Source organism: Comamonas humi (assembly GCF_054782535.1).
Genome location: NZ_BAAGSH010000018.1, coordinates 242,356 through 259,322, shown reverse-complemented (window position 1 = coordinate 259,322; position 16,967 = coordinate 242,356). Strand labels below are relative to the sequence as shown.

Below are 16,967 nucleotides of genomic sequence, written 5' to 3'. Positions count from 1 at the left end.
ATGCAGTAGACTTTGCCGCTTTGCCCCCCAAGCGGCTTTTGCCGCTCGCACTGCATGCATGAACTGCCGCCCGGCCTGATGGTGATCCACGGCAACCAGCCCGAGATGCTGCTGGACCTGCTGGTGGGCTGGGTGCAGCGCTACCCGCTGCCGCCACTGGCCAGCGAGACCGTGCTGGTGCAGAGCAACGGCATCGCGCAGTGGCTCAAGTTCTCGCTGGCGCGGCCCGAGGAGCAGGGCGGCTGCGGCGTGGCGGCGGCCCTGCAGGTGCAGCTACCGTCGCAATTTCTGTGGCAGGCCTACCGGGCGGCGCTGGGCGCGCAGGATGTGCCCGAGGTCTCGCCGCTCGACAAGGCTCCGCTCACCTGGCGGTTGCTGCGCCTGCTGCCGCCGCTGCTGGGCGAGCCCGCGTTTGCCGGCCTGCGGCAGTTCCTGGCCGGCGACGACCAGCTGCGCAAGCACTACCAGCTGGCCGAGCGCGTGGCCGACCTGTTCGACCAGTACCAGGTCTACCGCGCCGACTGGCTGGCCGACTGGAGCCGGGGCGTGGACCAGCTGCGCAATGCGCGCGGCACGGCCGGCCCGGTGCCGGCCGACCAGCAGTGGCAGCCGGTGCTGTGGCGCGCACTGCTGGCCGATGCGGACGAGGGCGCGATGGCGCTCACGCGCTCGGGCGTGCACCAGCGCTTCCTGCAGGCCATGGCCGAGGCGGCCGAGCGGCCCGCGGGCCTGCCGCAGCGCGTCGTGGTGTTCGGCATCTCGGCGATGCCGGCGCAGGCCCTGCAGGCGCTGGCCGCCATGGCGCGGCACAGTCAGGTGCTGCTGTGCGTGCACAACCCTTGCCGCCACCACTGGTCCGACATCGTGGCCGACCGCGACCTGCTGCGCCTGCCGTACCGGCGCCAGTCGCGCAAGCCCGGCCTGCCGGCGGACCTGAGCGAGGAGCTGCTGCACCAGCACGCCCATCCGCTGCTGGCCGCCTGGGGCAAGCAGGGGCGCGACTACATCCACCTGATCGACGAGTACGACGACCCGCAGAGCTACCGCGAGCGCTTTGGCCCCGTCTCGGGCGGGCGCATCGACCTGTTCGAGGGCGAAGGCACGCAGACCCTGCTCGCGCAGCTGCACGACGACATCCTCGAACTGCGGCCGCTCGCCGAGACGCAGGCGCTGTGGCCGGCGGTGGAGCCGGGGCTCGACGCCTCGGTGCGCTTCCACATCGCGCACAGCCCGCAGCGCGAGGTCGAGATCTTGCACGACCAGCTGCTCGCGCGGCTCGATGCCGACCCCACGCTGGCGCCGCGCGACATCATCGTCATGGTGCCCGACGTGGACAGCTACGCGCCCCACATCGCGGCGGTGTTCGGCCGCATTCCGCCGGGCGATCCGCGCCACATCCCCTTCACCGTGGCCGACCAGCAGCGGCGCGGCAACGAACCGCTGCTGCGCGCGCTGGAGCAGCTGCTGCAGCTGCCCGACAGCCGCGCCACAGCCAGCGACATCCTCGACCTGCTCGAAGTGCCTGCGTTGCGCGCGCGTTTCGGCATCGCCGAGACCGAGTTGCCGCTGCTGCAGCGCTGGATGGAAGGCGCCGGCGTGCGCTGGGGGCTGGATGCCCGGCAACGCGAAAGCCTGGGCCTGGCCGAGGCCGGCGACGTCAACAGCTGGGAGTTCGGCCTGTCGCGCATGCTGCTGGGCTATGCCGTGGGGCAGGGGCCGGCCTTTGCCGGCATTGCGCCCTACGACGAGATCGGCGGGCTTGATGCCGCCGTGCTCGGCCCGCTGCATGCGCTGCTGCAGCAGCTGCGCGCACATGGCGAGGCACTGGCAGCACCCGCCACGCCGCGGCAGTGGGGCGAGCGCTTCCAACAGCTGCTGGCCGACTTCTTCGCGCCCGAGGCCGAGAGCGACGCGCTCTTGCAGGCGCAGCTGATGCAGCTGCTCGAGCGCTGGCTGCAGACCGCGCAGGACGCCGGTTTCGACGAGCCCGTGCCGCTGGCCGTGGCGCGCGAGGCCTGGCTCTCGGGGCTGGACCAGAGCCGGCTGCAGCAGCGCTTTCTGGCCGGCGCGGTGAGCTTCTGCACGCTGATGCCCATGCGCGCGATCCCGTTCCGCATGGTCTGCCTGCTGGGCATGGACGATGGGGCTTTTCCCCGCACCACGCAGCGGCTGGACTTCGACCTGATGGCGCAGGACTGGCGCCCCGGCGACCGCTCGCGGCGCGACGACGACCGCTACCTGCTGCTCGAAGCCCTGCTGTCGGCGCGCGAGCAGCTCTATGTGAGCTGGGTGGGCCGCAGCGTGCGCGACGGCACCGAGCGTGCGCCTTCGGTGCTGGTCGGCCAGCTGCGCGACCACCTGACCGCCGGCTGGCGTCTGGAAGGCGGTGGCGACCTGCTGGCGGCGCTGACCACCGAGCACCCGCTGCAGCCCTTCAGCAGCCGCTACTTTGGCGCGCAGCCGGGTGACAGCCTCTACACCTACGCCCACGAATGGCGCGAGGTGCACGACGGCGCCGGTGCCATCGATGCGGGCGAATTGCTGCCGCCCATGGCCTTGCAGGCGCCGCTGCCGCTGCGGGCGCTGGGCGACTTCCTGGCCCAGCCGGTGGATGCCTTTTTCCGCCAGCGGCTCAAGACCGTGCTGCGCGGCGACGATGCGGCCAGCCTCGACGCCGAGGCCTTCGCGCTCGACGGCCTCGAAGCCTGGCAGCTGCAGGCGGCGCTGACCGGCCCGCTGCGCCCCTGGGCCGAGGAGCATGCATCGCTGCCCGCCGACGCTTTCCGCCAGGCCCTGCGCGAGCCCTGGCAGCAGGCCGTGCAGCAGCTCGAACGCGAAGGCCGCTTGCCGCTGCGCGCCTTTGCGCAGTGCGCGGTGGATGAGGTGCAGGCCAAGGTCTGGCGCGCATTGGCGCACGATGCGGCCATCGCCGCGGCCTGGCCCGAGGCGCTGGCAGAGCCGGTGGAATTTCGCTGGAAGGACGCGGCCAGCGGCCTCGAGGTGCAGGACTGGATCACCGGCCTGCGTGGCAAGGGGGATGGCAGCGGCGCCGTGGCCCGCTGGGTGGCCGTGGACGGCGCCTTGCACGCCGGCGGCTCCATGCGCTGGTCGGCGCTGCTGCGCACCTGGGTGGAGCACTTGGCGCTGCAGGATGCGCTGGGCCCCACGCCCACGCTGCTCAGCAGCGAAAGCGATCCGCTGCAGTTCGCGCCGCTGGAGCGCGCGGAGGCCGCCGGCCACCTATCGACGCTGGCCGCGCACTGGGCCGAGGGCATGCGCCGGCCGCTGCCCATCGCCAGCAAGACGGCGCTGCGCTGGCTCGAGACGCGCGACCTGGCCAAAGCCCAGGCCTGCTACGAAGGCGGCCACCAGCAGGCCGGCGAGGTGGAGCGCAGCGCGGCGCTGCTGCGCGTCTACCCACAGTTCGAGGCCTGGTGGGGCGAAGGCAGCGAGGCGCTGGCCGAGGCCCTGTACGCACCGCTGATGGCCGCGTTGCAAGCGCTGCAGCCGCGGCACGATGAGGAGGGCGCATGACCCAGCCCCTGCTTCCGCTGGAGTTTCCGCTGCACGGCAGCCGGCTGATCGAGGCCAGCGCCGGCACCGGCAAGACCTACACCATCGCCATGCTCTACCTGCGCCTGGTGCTGCAGCATGGCGGCGAGCAGGCCTTCGAGCGCGCGCTGATGCCGCCCGAGATCCTGGTGGTGACCTTCACCGACGCCGCCACACAGGAGCTGCGCGACCGCATCCGCCAGCGCCTGAACCAGGCCGCGCAGGTCTTCGACGGTGCCGACAGCGAAGACCCGCTGCTGGCCGCGCTGCGCGACGACTACGAAGCCGAGCGCTGGCCCGCCTGCGCACGGCGGCTGCGCCTGGCGGCCGAATGGATGGATGAGGCCGCCGTCTCCACCATCCACAGCTGGTGCTACCGCATGCTGCGCGAGCACGCCTTCGACAGCGGCAGCCTGTTCCGCCAGGAGCTGGTCACCGACGACACCGAGCTGCTGACCGAATCCGTGCAGGACTACTGGCGCCGCCACGCCTACCCGCTGCCGCTGGCGGCGGCGCGCGCCGTGCGGCGCTGCTACCGCGGCCCGCAGGAGCTGCAGGCCGCGCTGCGCCCGCTGCTGCCGCGCGCCGATGCCGAACTGCGCTACGACGACGCCCCGCTGGCCGATGGCGACATCTTCGACGCGCTCGCTAGCCACGCCGAAGAACTTCAAAAAAGTGAGCTACTCGCGCAGGCTGCCAGGGATTTGTGGGGTAAAAACTATCTGGAATTGGCGAATACCCTGCGCGAGCTGCTCCCATTCTTGAATGGCGCCATCTACCGCAACAAGGACCGCGAGGGCGAGTTCGACGGCTGGATGCAGGCCATGCGCGCCTGGAGCGAAGGCGGCGAGCCGCCCGACAACATCAAGCGCTGGGGGCAGGCCGGCATCAAGACCAAGGGCGGGCACCCGGTGCCGCAGCACCCGGCCTTCGCCGCCATCGACGACTGGCTGGCCAGCGAGCCCGGCAAGGAGGTGCTGAACCAGTTGCAGGCCCGGTTGCTGCGCCACGCGCTGGCCGAGGTGCGCACGGCGGTGCAGGGCGAAAAGCGCCGCCGAGCCGAGCTGGGCTTCGACGACCTGCTGACGAGGCTGGATGCGGCGCTGGAGCAAGAGGCCCGGCGCGGCAGCGATGCATTGGCCGCGCGCATCCGCCGGCAGTTTCCGGTGGCGATGATCGACGAGTTCCAGGACACCGATCCGCTGCAGTACCGCATCTTCGAGCGCATCTACCGGCTGCGCGACAACGCTGCCGACAGCGCGCTGCTGCTCATCGGCGACCCCAAGCAGGCCATCTACGCCTTCCGCGGCGCCGACATCCACACCTACCTGCGCGCCCGCGCCGCCACCGCGCCGCGCCACTACGCGCTCTCCACCAACTACCGCTCGACGGCAGGCATGGTCGATGCCGTGAACCACTGCTTCGCGCAGGCCGAGGGCTACCCGCAGGGCGCCTTCCGCTTTGCCGGCGAGCACGGCAACCCCGTGCCCTTCGTGCCGGTGGCCGCGCGCGGGCGCAAGCGCCAGTGGCTGCGCAACGGCGAGGCCGCCGCGGCGCTCACACTGTGGTGGATGGCGCCGCCGGAGCAAGCCCCCGTGCGCCCCGCCGGCTACCGCGAGCACCTGGCCCAGGCCGCGGCCAGCGAGGTCGTGCGCTGGCTGCACGAGGCGCGCCAGGATCGCACCGGCTTTGCCGATGCCGAGGGCAACGTGTTGCCGCTCAGGCCCGCCGACATCGCCGTGCTGGTGCGCAGCCGGGCCGAGGCCGAGGCCATGCGCGAGGCCCTGGCCCGGCGCGGGCTGGCCAGCGTCTACCTCTCCGACCGCGACTCGGTCTTCGCCACGCCCGAGGCCGCCGAGCTGCAGCACTGGCTGGCCGCCTGCGCCCATCCCGGCGACGACGGCGCGCTGCGCCGCGCGCTGGCCACGGCCTGCATGGGCTGGCACTGGAACGAGCTGGAGCGCCTGAACACCGACGAAGCCTTCTGGGAGGCACAGACCCTGCGCATGCGCGAGCTGCACACCGTATGGCAGCGCCACGGCCCGCTGCCCATGCTGCGCCAGTGGCTCGCGGCCTATGGCCTGCCCGCCCGCTGGCTGCAAGAGCCCGGCGGCGAGCGCCGCCTGACCAACATGCTGCACCTGGCCGAATGGCTGCAGCGCCAGTCCGGCCAGCTCGACGGCGAGCATGCGCTCTTGCGTGCCTACGCCGAGCAACTGGAGGGCCAGGGCCGCGACGAAGACATCGTGCGGCTGGAAAGCGATGCCGAGCTGATCCAGATCGTCACCATCCACAAGTCCAAGGGGCTGGAGTACCCGCTGGTGCTGCTGCCCTTCATCTGTGGCTGGCGCGATTACCGTGCCAATACGGGCGGCAACACCGGCGGCTACCCGCAGTTCCACGATGGCGATGGTGATCAGCTGGTGGTGCAGCTCAACCGCAGCAACGCCGACGCCGTGCAGCGCCACAACGACGAGCGCCTGGCCGAAGACCTGCGCCTGCTCTACGTGGCCCTGACCCGCGCGCAGTACGCGACCTGGCTCGGCATCGCGCCGCTGGCCGCGGGGCCGGCCAAGTCCAACCAGCTCGAGCGCAGCGCCATCGGCTACCTGCTCGCCGGCGGCTGCGCCGTGCCCGATGCCGAGCTGCCCGAGCAACTGCGCCAATGGGCCGCAGGCTGCGCTGGCATGGCGCTGGAGCCCGCGCCGGCCATCAATGCCGATATCTACCAACCGCCCGCGCCGCCGCCGCTGGCCCCAGCGCGCAGCGCGCGCCATGCGCGCCGGCCGCACTGGTGGATCGCCAGCTTTTCGGCGCTGACCGAGAAATTATTGTCAAAAATGGCTGAATCGCTTGATGGACAAGCGCAAGATGCTATGGTTTTTGAACCTGAAACCGCCGGACAGGACCAGTACCTGGAACTGGCCGATACCGCCGTGCCGCCAGATGAAGACGACGAAACCGCCGCCATCGTCCAGCCCGCGCCCGACAGCGTCCACGCCTTTGCCAAGGGCGCCGATGCCGGCAACTTCCTGCACGGCCTGCTCGAATGGTGCGGCAGCCAGGGCTTTGCGCAGGTGGCCGCCGACCCGCAGGGGCTGCGGCACCTGGTCGATCGCCGCTGCCTGGTGCGCGGCTGGCAGGACTGGGCCGCGCCGCTGCAGCAGTGGCTGCTGGGTTGGCTCACGCAGCCGCTGCGGCTGCCGCAGCCATCACATGCAGGGCAGCCTCTGAGCTTGAGCGGGCTGCTCCAGGGCCGCGACTACCAGGTCGAGATGGAGTTCTGGCTCCCCATCGCCCAGGCCTCGTCGGGCGCGCTCGATGCGCTGGTGCAGCGCCACATCGCGCCGGGCCAGCCGCGGCCGGCGCTCGCCCCCAACCAATTGAACGGCATGCTCAAGGGCTTCATGGACCTGGTGCTGTACCACGAGGGCCGCCACTACGTGATGGACTACAAATCCAACTGGCTCGGTGCCGACGACACGGCCTACACCGAAGACGCCATGCGCGCCGCCGTGCTCGCCCACCGCTACGACGTACAGTACACGCTCTACACCTTTGCGCTGCACCGGCTGCTGCGCCTGCGCATCGCCGACTACGACTACGAGCGCGACGTGGGCGGCGCGGCCTACTGGTTCCTGCGCGGCGCGGGCGCGGCCAGCCAAGGCTTGTATGTGGACCGGCCGCCGCGCGCGCTGATCGAGGCGCTGGACGCCTTGTTTGCCGGAGCGCAGGCATGATGCTGCAGATGTCCACCGCCGAGCTGCTGCAGGTGCTGGAGCAATGGGTGGAGCAGGGCTGGCTGCGCCCGCTGGACCGGGCCTTCGCGCAGTTCCTGCACCGCCTGTCGCCCGAGAGCGGCGCGCCGGTGCTGCTGGCCGCGGCGCTCGCCAGCCACCAGCTCGGGCGCGGCCACGTCTGCATGGACCTGGCGGCGGCGCTGGCCGACAGCCGCTTCGTGCTCTCGCTGCCGCCCGACGGCGCCCAGCAGGCCGGCGTGCCGCTGCCGGCGGAGTTATTGCAAAATTGCACTCCAGGTCAATGGCAGCAAGCGCTGATAGCTTCTGATTTAATAGCATCCATGCCTGATGCGGCGGCGAGCACACCGCTGGTGCTGCAGGGCACGCGGCTCTACCTGCGCCGCTACTGGCAGTACGAGCAGAGCGTGGGCGACACGATTGCCGCACGCGTCGCGCACAGCGCGCGGCCGCCGGCAGCGGCGCTGCGCCAGAGCCTGGACGTGCTGTTTCCGCCCGCCGCCAGCCCCGCTGGGCCGGACTGGCAGAAGCTGGCCTGCGCGCTGGCGGCTTCCAGCGGCTTTGCCATCATCACCGGCGGCCCCGGCACCGGCAAGACCACCACCGTGGTCAAGCTGCTGGCCCTGCTGCAGGCCACGGCGCTGCACGGGCAGGGCAGGCCGCTGCGTATCGCGCTGGCCGCGCCCACCGGCAAGGCCGCGGCGCGGCTGACCGAATCCATCAGCGGCGCGCTGGACAAACTGGGCGATGCACAACTGCCGCCGGTGCCTGCGGGCGCCGAGCCGCTCAAGAGCCTGATTCCCAGCCAGGCCCAGACCCTGCACCGCTTGCTCGGCAGCCGGCCCGACAGCCGGCACTTCCGCCACCACGCGCGCCAGCCGTTGGCCTGGGACGTGGTCGTGGTCGACGAGGCCTCGATGGTCGACCTGGAGATGATGGCCGCGCTGCTCGATGCCATGCCGCCCCAGGCCCGCCTGGTGCTGTTGGGCGACAAGGACCAGCTCGCGTCGGTCGAGGCCGGCGCGGTGCTGGGCGAGCTGTGCCGCCATGCCGACCAGGGCCTGTACTGGCCCGAGACCGTGCAGTGGCTGCAGGCCGCCACCGGCGAGCAGGTGCCGCCCGGCATGCAGGACCTGATGGGCCAGCCGCTGGACCAGGCCGTGGCCATGCTGCGCCACAGCCACCGCTTCGACGGCGCCAGCGGCATAGGCCAGTTGGCCACCGCCGTCAACGCGGGCGACGTGCGCCGCATGCGCCAGGTGCTGCGCCACGGCTACGGCGACCTGGCCGCCTACGCGCTCGCCGATGCCGCCGACCCGGCGCTGGCCGAGTTGGTGGTGCACGGCGGCCGCAAGCGCTTTGCAGCGGCGAACGCCGATGGACCGCACGGCTATGCGCATTACCTGGGCCTGCTGGCCACCATGCCGCAGCACGGCGAGCAGCAGGCATTCGACGACTGGGCACGGCAGCTGCTGCAGGCGCACGGGCGCTTCCAGCTGCTGTGCGCGCTGCGCAGCGGCCCCTGGGGCGTGCAGGGGCTCAACAACCGCATCGCGCAGATCCTGCACCGCCACCAGCTCATCGCGCAGACCAGCGGCTGGTATGCCGGGCGGCCGGTGCTGGTCACCCGCAACGACTACGGCCTGGGCCTGATGAACGGCGACATCGGCATCACCGTGGCCATGCCGAACGGGAGCTTGCGCGTGGTCTTTGCGACCAGCGAGGGCGTGCGCTGGGTGCTGCCCAGCCGATTGCAGGCGGTGGAGACGGTCTACGCGATGACGGTGCACAAGTCGCAGGGCTCGGAGTTCACCCATGCCGCGCTGGTGCTGCCGCCCACGCTCAGCCCCATCCTCACGCGCGAGCTGGTCTACACCGGCCTGACGCGCGCGCGGCAGTGGCTCACGCTGGCGGCGGGCGGGCAGGGCTTTCGCACGCTGGACGCCGCCGTGCAACGCCGCGTGGAACGGGCCAGCGGATTGCGCGGCCGGCATTGAGGCCGCCCGCGCCGGTTCAGCGGCGGCGCTGCCGGCGCCGAACGACCGCGGCGCTGCCGGCCAGCAGCAGGCCCAGCAGGGCCACCGCGCCAGGCCACAGCCCGGGCACCGGCGCAGCGGCAGTGACGGGAGGCGGGGGCGGGGCGTCGTCCACGCAGACGCCGGTGACGGCGCCGCCACCGAAACCGGACTGGTTGGACATGGTCAAGGTCATCGAGCTGACCCACTGCGGGCCGCTGGAGCGCAGTTGCAGCGCGCCCGAGGCCGGGGGGCTCGCACCCTTGACCGTGCCGCTGGCAAACACCGGCGTGCCGGTGCTGACATTGAGGTAGGAGGAGGGCAGCGGCGCCTGCACCAGGTCCGCCGAGGTGAAGCCGTAGGGCGTGCCGTCGAACGACACGGCCAGTACATCGTCCGGGTCCAGGACGTCGAGGCTGACGGTGACCGAGCTGCGCAGCACCGGGTGGCTGAAGGTGTAGGTGCAGCTCAGCGATTCAGGCCCGCTGCCCAGGCCGGGCAGATTGAGCGCCAGGCCCGCATAGGGATAGCCGGCGACCACCTGGGCGAAATCGGCAATGACGCCAACGCCGTTGGCATCCGTGCTGGTGGCGCATCCGCCGACGGTCAGCGAGCCGTAGGTTCCAGGCCCCTTGAGGCATTGGTTGGCGGCCTGGACCTGGCTGGCAGCCAGTGCGGCGAAAGTCAGCAGGCTCGCACGGAGCGCGGTTTTGGCATGCATTTTCATATCCGGACTCTTCAAAAGGGGTCTGCGGCCGAGCTATCCATTGGCGGGGTTATGGCCTGGAAGAGCCGATGCGCCTGCGCTGCAGCCACCCCAGGCCGCCCAGCGAGAGCACCAGGGCCAGCAGGCCCCACCAGCCCAGCGCGGGAACCGGCTTCGCGGCGGGTTTTTCAGGCGGCGGAGGGGCGGCCTTCAACTCGAACGGCATCGCGGCTTGGTTCCCGGCAGGATCGAGTGCCGCCGTCAGCGTGACGGGACCGGGGGCGGTTCCCCAGGTGTAGCCGTCCGGAGCGCCGGGCGTGCCGCCAGCCGTGATGGTGCAGACGGCGCCGACCGGTACGTCGTCGAAGGTGATGCTGGCGGGCTGGCCGGCGGTCAGCTGGCCAGGCTGGCTGGCGGATGGCGTCAGCGTGCCGCTGACATCCACCTGGGTGCCGCCCACCGTGCATTGCGCCGTCAGCGGGACTTGCGTCGTATACGGCGTGGGACCGCCGGTGAGCGAGGTGTTCACGCTGATGCTGGTCACGGGAGGCGAGCCGAGATAGAAGGTCACCCCGCCGCTGGTGCCCTGTGTCGGGCCCTGGATATGCACCCGGCAGACGTTGGCCGCCTTCATCACCAGGCCCGTGGTCACATTGGGCACGCCCGTATAGGTGCCGGTCGTGTAGTAGCCGGCCTGGACCAGCCATTGCCCGGCGGCGGCATCGTAACTGGTGCTGGCCAACGGCCCATTGCCCCCCGAGGGCGCGTAGCTGGACGATACGATCAGGGTGTCGAACCCCGCCGAATCGACGGGCTGGCCCTGGCAGTCGTAGAAGCTCAGCCGTGCCATCTCGTAGCCGTCCATGTCCTGGAAGGCCAGCAGGCTGCCATAGGGGAGCGGCCGGTTGTTCAGCGTCTTGATGTCGTAGTCGCCCCGCGTGTAGTTGACGGAGCCGGGCGACGTGCCGCTGACGAGGCCGTTGCCGGTGGGAATGCTGGCGCCGTAGTACCAGGGGCAGGCTTCCCAGTTGTAGGTACTGGCGCTGGTGGCTGTCACCTCGAAGCCCACACGGCCGACGGCGCCCTGGATCACGGTGCCGAGGGGAAGGTTGTCATTGGGGGGCGCCGCCGTGCAGCTCTGGTAGCCCACGGGGCCGGCGGGCTCCACGGTGCTGAAGGTCCAATTGTCGAAGTAGTGGCCGTCGGTGGCCAGGCTGATGGTTGCCGCATGGGAGGGAACCAGTGGCACCCAGGCGCTCGCCACAATGACCGCTGCTGCTGGGAAAAGGATTTTCTTGCGGAACCGGATCTTTCTCACGATGCCTATCTCCATGGCTTATCTGATAGTTTTTCAAATCTTATTTGAATAAAGTAATTAATTGACAATATCTATTGTCAAATTTATTCAACGTATTCCTGCGCACTCGCCCATGGGTGGCGGTACGCAAGAAAAGGCGGGCCCGGGCCTGGCCGCAAACGGCGGCAGGCGCTGCAGTACACTCGGCGAAAAATCACGGAGGGTTTGCCATGAGATTCATCACGACCGGAGCCATCGCGCTTGGTGCGCTGCTGGCGGGAACCGCCGCACAGGCCAGCTGCTACACCATCTACGACGCCAAGAACGAGGTGATCTACCGCGACACCGCGCCGCCGGTGGATCTGTCGCGCCCCTTGAGCGAGACCCTGCCGAAGGTGGCGCCGGCGGACAGCCGCATGGTGTTCTCGCCCGACAGCGCCATCTGCACCGCCCGCATCGACGCGCTCAACGCGGGCAGCCGCGACCTGGGCAATGCCGGCCGCGTGACCGAGCGCATCAACCTCACGTCGATGGTCTCCGCGCCGTAGCGGATACAGGGCCGGTCAATAGCCGTTTGCCCGGTGGCGCCTCCCGCGCCTGAGACAATAGCGGGATGAGCGACATTCACAACGACAAGATTCCCACGGAAGGCGCTGCCATCGAAGCAGACGCCAAGCCGGCCTATCCCGCCGACTGGCTGCAGATCATCTCCATGGACATGGACGCCCAGGGCGTGGCCCGGCGTCCCGACGGCAAGGTGGTGTTCGTCGACGGCGCACTGCCGGGCGAACTGGTTTCGGCCAACACCCACCGCAAGAAGAACAACTGGGAGCAGGCCAGCCTCACGGCCGTGCACCACGAGTCCAGCCAGCGCGTGCGCCCGGGCTGCCCGAACTTCGGCCTGCACGCCGGCGCCTGCGGCGGCTGCAAGATGCAGCACCTGCACGTGGGCGCCCAGGTGGCGGTGAAGCAGCGCGTGCTCGAGGACAACCTCTGGCACCTGGGCAAGGTACGGGCCGAGACCATCCTGCGCCCCATCGAGGGCCCGGCCTGGGGCTACCGCTACCGCGCCCGCCTGTCGGTGCGCTATGTCATCAAGAAAAGCAAGGTGCTGGTGGGCTTCCACGAGCGCAAGAGCCGCTACATCGCCGACATGGAGACCTGCAAGATCCTGCCGCCGCATGTGGACGCGATGCTGATGCCGCTGCGCGCGCTGATCGCCAGCCTGGATGCGCGCGAGACCTGCCCGCAGATCGAACTGGCCAGCGGCGACACGGTCACCGCGCTGGTGCTGCGCCACCTGGAGCCGCTGTCCGACGGCGACATCGCCAAACTGCGCGCCTTCGGCGCCGCGCACGCCGTGCAGTGGTGGCTGCAGCCCAAGGGGCCGGACACGGTGCACCTGCTCGACGCCGATGGCCCGCAACTGAGCTATGACTTGCCGGACTTCGGCATCACCATGCCGTTCAAGCCCACCGACTTCACCCAGGTCAACCCGCACATCAACCGCGTGCTGGTCACGCGCGCGCTGCGCCTGCTGGATGCGCGCCGCGACGAGCGCGTGATCGACTGGTTCTGCGGCCTGGGCAACTTCACGCTGCCGCTGGCGACCATGGCGCGCGAGGTGCTGGGCATCGAGGGCAGCGAGGCGCTGGTGGCGCGCTCGCGCGAGAATTATGAGAAAAATCAGGCTCTAGCCCAGGATGGTAGAGCGCTGGTAGCTACCAGTTTCGTAGCGCGCAACCTGTTCGAGATGACGCCCGGGCTGCTGGTGGCCGACGGCGCCGCCGACAAGTGGCTGGTCGATCCGCCGCGCGAAGGCGCGTTCGCGCTGTCCAAGGCGCTGGCCGACATCCACAAGGCCCGCCACGGTGTGGAAGGCGCGGAGCCGCTGCCGCCCGAGGCTGCAGGCTGGACGCCGCCCAAGCGCATCGTCTACGTGAGCTGCAACCCCGCCACGCTGGCGCGCGACGCCGGCCTGCTGGTGCACCAGGCCGGCTACCGTTGCACGGCGGCCGGCGTGGTCAACATGTTCCCGCACACCGCGCACGTGGAAAGCATGGCGGTGTTCGAGTGGGACGGCCATGCGCCGTCGGTCAAGCATGAAGAGGCTGCCGCCGAGACCGCCGCATAATTGCGCGCTGGCTCTGCCATAATTTCGGCACTTGCGCTGGAATTACTGTTATTTGAGGAACAAATGCTTTGCCCTGGCTACGGGGCAAGGCGGTATCCGCGGCGGTTATGCTCCGCGCACTGTTGTTGCAACTCTAGGATTTAGACCATGAAGACGAAGCCCGAACTGGAACTGGCCGACGTGAAGGCCGTGCTGGCCGCTGCCGAAGCCGAAGCCCAGAAGAACAACTGGCTGGTGAGCATTGCCGTCGTGGATGACGGCGGCCACCTGCTGGGCATGGTGCGCCAGGACGGCGCCGCGCCCGTGTCGGCACACATCAGCGTGTCCAAGGCCCGCACCTCGGCGCTGGGCCGCCGCGAAAGCAAGGGCTACGAGGACATGATCAACGGCGGCCGCACCGCTTTCCTGAGCGCCCCGGTGATCGACGGCCTGCTCGAAGGCGGCGTGCCGGTGATGAAGGACGGCCAGTGCCTGGGTGCCGTCGGCGTGAGCGGCGTCAAGGCCAACGAGGACGCACAGATCGCCAAGGCCGGCGTGGCTGCGCTGGGCCTGTAAGGTCTCGCCGCCTCCCCCTGCAAGCAGCGCCCCGGCGCTGCTTTTTTCATGGGGGCCATAGATGTTTACACAGCGATGCCCAAGTGCCACGGGAGCCTAAGGATGCAGCGGCTACACTGCTGCGTCCTCCATTCCCGGATTGGTGCTTTGTGAAAGCTTTCTCGATGGCGCGCGCAGCCGCCGCCACTGCCGTATCGCTGTATTGCTGGGCCGCGCAGGCCGCAGCGCCGGTCTTCGTGCTCAACTCGCTGGATGCCAGCATCAGCGTGATCGATCCCACGCAGTGGCAGGAGATCAAGCGCATTCCCACCGGCAAGGAGCCGCACCATCTCTACCTGACGCCCGACTCCAGGTCGGTCGTCGTCGCCAATGCGCTGGGCGATTCGCTGACCTTCATCGACCCGAAGACGGCCGAGGTGCAGCGCGTGATCCAGGGCATCCCCGATCCCTACCACCTGCGCTTCTCGCCCGACATGAAGTGGCTGGTGACGGCCGCCAACCGCCTGAACCACATCGACATCTACAGCTGGAACGGCACCGAGCCCAAGCTGGTCAAGCGGGTGGAGACGGGCAAGACGCCCAGCCACCTGTGGATCGACAGCAAGAGCGCCACGATCTATTCGTCCATGCAGGACAGCGACGAGCTGGTGGCCATCGACCTGCGCAGCGGCGCCGTGAAGTGGCGCACCAAGACCGGCCCCATGCCGGCCGACGTCTACGGCAGCCCCGACGACAAGCTGCTGTTCGTGGGCCTGACCGGTGGCGACGGCGTGCAGGTGTTCGACATCTCGGGCGCCGAGCCCAAGCTGGTGAACCAGGTTCCCACCGGCAAGGGCGCCCACGCCTTCCGCGCGGCGGGCGACGGGCGCCACATCTACGTCAGCAACCGCGTGGCCAACACCATCAGCAAGCTCGACATGCAGGCACAGAAGGTGGTCGACCGCTACCCCGGCCCCAGCGGCCCGGACTGCATGGACGTGTCGGCCGACGGGCGCTACATCTACCTCAGCTCGCGCTGGGCCGGCAAGATGTCGGTGATCGACACGCAGACCCGCAAGGTGGTGAACCAGGTCAAGGTCGGCAAGTCGCCGCACGGCGTGTGGACGCTGGAGCACGCAGCACGCTGAGGCCGCCATGCCACGCCACCATTGGATTGCTTCCATAACCATAGCTGCTTGCGCAAGTGGGGTATGGGCTGGAGGCCAAAATAGCTCCAAACCCGCAGTGTGCGACAAGCCGCTGTACCTGACGCTGGACACCGGCCACATGGGCGTGGCCGAGCAGATCGCCCAGGTGCTCCGGCGCGAGAACATCAAGGTTACTTTCTTCGCCGCCAACGAGCGCACGCAGCAGGGCGACGGCAGCCTGGGCGAGCACTGGGCGCCATGGTGGAAGGCGAGGGCGGCCGAAGGCCATGCCTTCGCCTCGCACACCTGGTCGCATACCTACTGGCGCGGCGACCTGAAGACGGAAGCGGGCAGCCCGCCGCGCTTTCGCGTACGCCCCTCGGCGGGCGAACGGGCAGGGCAGAGCTTCGAGATGACGGCGGCGCAGTACTGCGCCGAGATCCAGCATTCCGAAGACCGCCTGCAGCAGATCACCGGTGTGAAGCCGCTGCCGCTGTTCCGCGCCCCCGGTGGCAAGACCTCCCCGGCGCTGCTGAAGGCTGCCCAGGCCTGCGGCTACGCGCACGTCGGCTGGTCGCCGGCGGGCTTCCTCGGCGACGAGCTGCCCAGCGAGCAGTACCCCAACGCCCAACTGCTGGCCAAGGCGCTGCGCGATATCCGTCCGGGCGACGTGCTGCTGGCCCACCTGGGCATCTGGGACCGCAAGGACCCCTGGGCGCCCGCCGTGCTCGAACCGCTGATACAGGGCTTGAAGCAAAAGGGTTTTTGCTTTGCAACCCTGCGCGATCACCCGCAATATCGCGACTGGATCGCCCACCACTGACATGACCATGGACTGGTTCACTACCCTGTTCGACAGCGCCCAGCAATGGCTGTTCGAGCAGGTGCTGCAGCCGCTGATGTTTGCCGCCGGCCTCGCCAACTTCCTGGAGGACGGCTACATCGCCACGGGCTGGTTCCTGGTCGGCTGCCTGCAATTGCTGGTGATGCTGCTGGTGATCGCGCCGCTGCAGCGCTGGCGGCCGGTCGAGCCGGTGACCGACCGGCCCGCGATCCGCGTGGACGTGGTCTACACCCTGGTGCACCGGCTCGGGCTGTTCCGCGTGGCGCTGTTCTTCCTGGTCGATCCGCTGTGGGACAGCCTGGTCGGCACGCTGCGCATGCACGGCTTCCACACTTGGCAGCTCGATGCGCTGTGGCCGGGCGTGACGGACATCGCCTGGGTCAGCCTGTTGATTTACCTGGTGGCCTTCGATTTCGTCGAATACTGGATCCACCGCGGCCAGCACCATTTCCGCTGGTGGTGGCAGCTGCATGCGCTGCACCACTCGCAGCGCCAGATGACCATGTGGAGCGACAACCGCAACCACCTGCTCGACGACCTGATCCACGACGGCATCATCGTGCTCGTGGCCCAGCTGATCGGCGTGCAGCCCAGCCAGTTCGTCGCCATCGTCGCGCTCACGCAGCTGAGCGAAAGCCTGCAGCACGCCAACCTGCGCGTGTGGTTCGGCCGCATCGGCGAGCGGCTGTGGATCAGCCCGCGCTTTCACCGCCGCCACCATGCGATAGGCATCGGGCACGAATCGGCGAAACCGGGCGAGGCAACGGCCACGCCCCGGCTCGGCGGCTGCAATTTCGGCGTGCTGCTGCCCTGGTGGGACATGCTGCTGGGCACGGCCAATTTCGACCTGCGCTACGACCCCACCGGCGTGCGCGACCAGGTGCAGCCCGGCCGCCAGGGCCGGCTGCGCGACTACGGCAGCGGCTTCTGGAGCCAACAGTGGCGCGGCATGCTGCGCCTGATCAACCGCGCTTGAGGA

At 69.6% G+C, this 16,967-nt stretch carries 11 protein-coding genes; 9 read left to right on the top strand and 2 right to left on the bottom strand.

Annotation, left to right across the window (positions count from 1 at the left end):
- Window positions 1-54: 54 nt before the first annotated feature.
- The 3 genes from recC to recD are packed head-to-tail and all read left to right on the top strand — an operon-like array spanning window position 55 to window position 9,307.
- A complete protein-coding gene (gene recC, locus ACYVKR_RS19275; RefSeq protein ID WP_460482574.1) occupies window positions 55-3,534 on the top strand; it encodes an exodeoxyribonuclease V subunit gamma in 3,480 nt (1,159 codons plus the stop codon).
- The gene (gene recB / locus ACYVKR_RS19270) at window positions 3,531-7,292 is read left to right on the top strand and encodes an exodeoxyribonuclease V subunit beta (protein ID WP_460482573.1); all 3,762 of its coding nucleotides are present in this window, start codon (window positions 3,531-3,533) and stop codon (window positions 7,290-7,292) included. Before recC ends, recB begins: the two co-directional genes overlap by 4 nt.
- Entirely contained in the window at window positions 7,289-9,307 is a 2,019-nt protein-coding gene (gene recD / locus ACYVKR_RS19265; RefSeq protein ID WP_460482572.1) for an exodeoxyribonuclease V subunit alpha family protein, read from the top strand. Before recB ends, recD begins: the two co-directional genes overlap by 4 nt.
- A 16-nt stretch (window positions 9,308-9,323) precedes the next feature.
- Here the strand turns inward: recD and ACYVKR_RS19260 are convergent, their stop codons facing one another.
- Both ACYVKR_RS19260 and ACYVKR_RS19255 read right to left on the bottom strand, forming a co-directional pair.
- Complete coding sequence (locus tag ACYVKR_RS19260) at window positions 9,324-10,046, bottom strand: hypothetical protein (RefSeq protein WP_460482571.1); 723 nt, start codon at window positions 10,044-10,046, stop codon at window positions 9,324-9,326.
- A gap of 55 nt (window positions 10,047-10,101) precedes the next feature.
- Window positions 10,102-11,280 carry a DUF5979 domain-containing protein gene (locus ACYVKR_RS19255; protein ID WP_460482570.1) on the bottom strand — a complete coding sequence of 393 codons (1,179 nt, stop codon included), beginning with the start codon at window positions 11,278-11,280 and terminating at the stop codon, window positions 10,102-10,104.
- 278 nt (window positions 11,281-11,558) lie between these two features.
- Between ACYVKR_RS19255 and ACYVKR_RS19250 the strand changes: the two genes are divergently transcribed.
- From ACYVKR_RS19250 to ACYVKR_RS19225, 6 genes are all read left to right on the top strand, one after another.
- Window positions 11,559-11,876 (top strand): hypothetical protein, encoded by a 318-nt coding sequence (locus tag ACYVKR_RS19250; protein WP_460482569.1) that lies wholly within the window; start codon window positions 11,559-11,561, stop codon window positions 11,874-11,876.
- A 65-nt stretch (window positions 11,877-11,941) separates the two neighbouring features.
- A complete protein-coding gene (gene rlmD / locus ACYVKR_RS19245; protein WP_460482568.1) occupies window positions 11,942-13,462 on the top strand; it encodes a 23S rRNA (uracil(1939)-C(5))-methyltransferase RlmD in 1,521 nt (506 codons plus the stop codon).
- A gap of 147 nt (window positions 13,463-13,609) precedes the next feature.
- A complete protein-coding gene (locus ACYVKR_RS19240; protein WP_460482567.1) occupies window positions 13,610-14,017 on the top strand; it encodes a heme-degrading domain-containing protein in 408 nt (135 codons plus the stop codon).
- A gap of 164 nt (window positions 14,018-14,181) precedes the next feature.
- Complete coding sequence (locus ACYVKR_RS19235; RefSeq protein ID WP_460482759.1) at window positions 14,182-15,144, top strand: YncE family protein; 963 nt, start codon at window positions 14,182-14,184, stop codon at window positions 15,142-15,144.
- 7 nt (window positions 15,145-15,151) lie between these two features.
- The gene (locus tag ACYVKR_RS19230; RefSeq protein WP_460482566.1) at window positions 15,152-15,967 is read left to right on the top strand and encodes a polysaccharide deacetylase family protein; all 816 of its coding nucleotides are present in this window, start codon (window positions 15,152-15,154) and stop codon (window positions 15,965-15,967) included.
- 7 nt (window positions 15,968-15,974) lie between these two features.
- Window positions 15,975-16,964, top strand: a complete 990-nt coding sequence (locus tag ACYVKR_RS19225; RefSeq protein WP_460482565.1) for a sterol desaturase family protein — start codon at window positions 15,975-15,977, stop codon at window positions 16,962-16,964.
- Window positions 16,965-16,967: the final 3 nt, after the last annotated feature.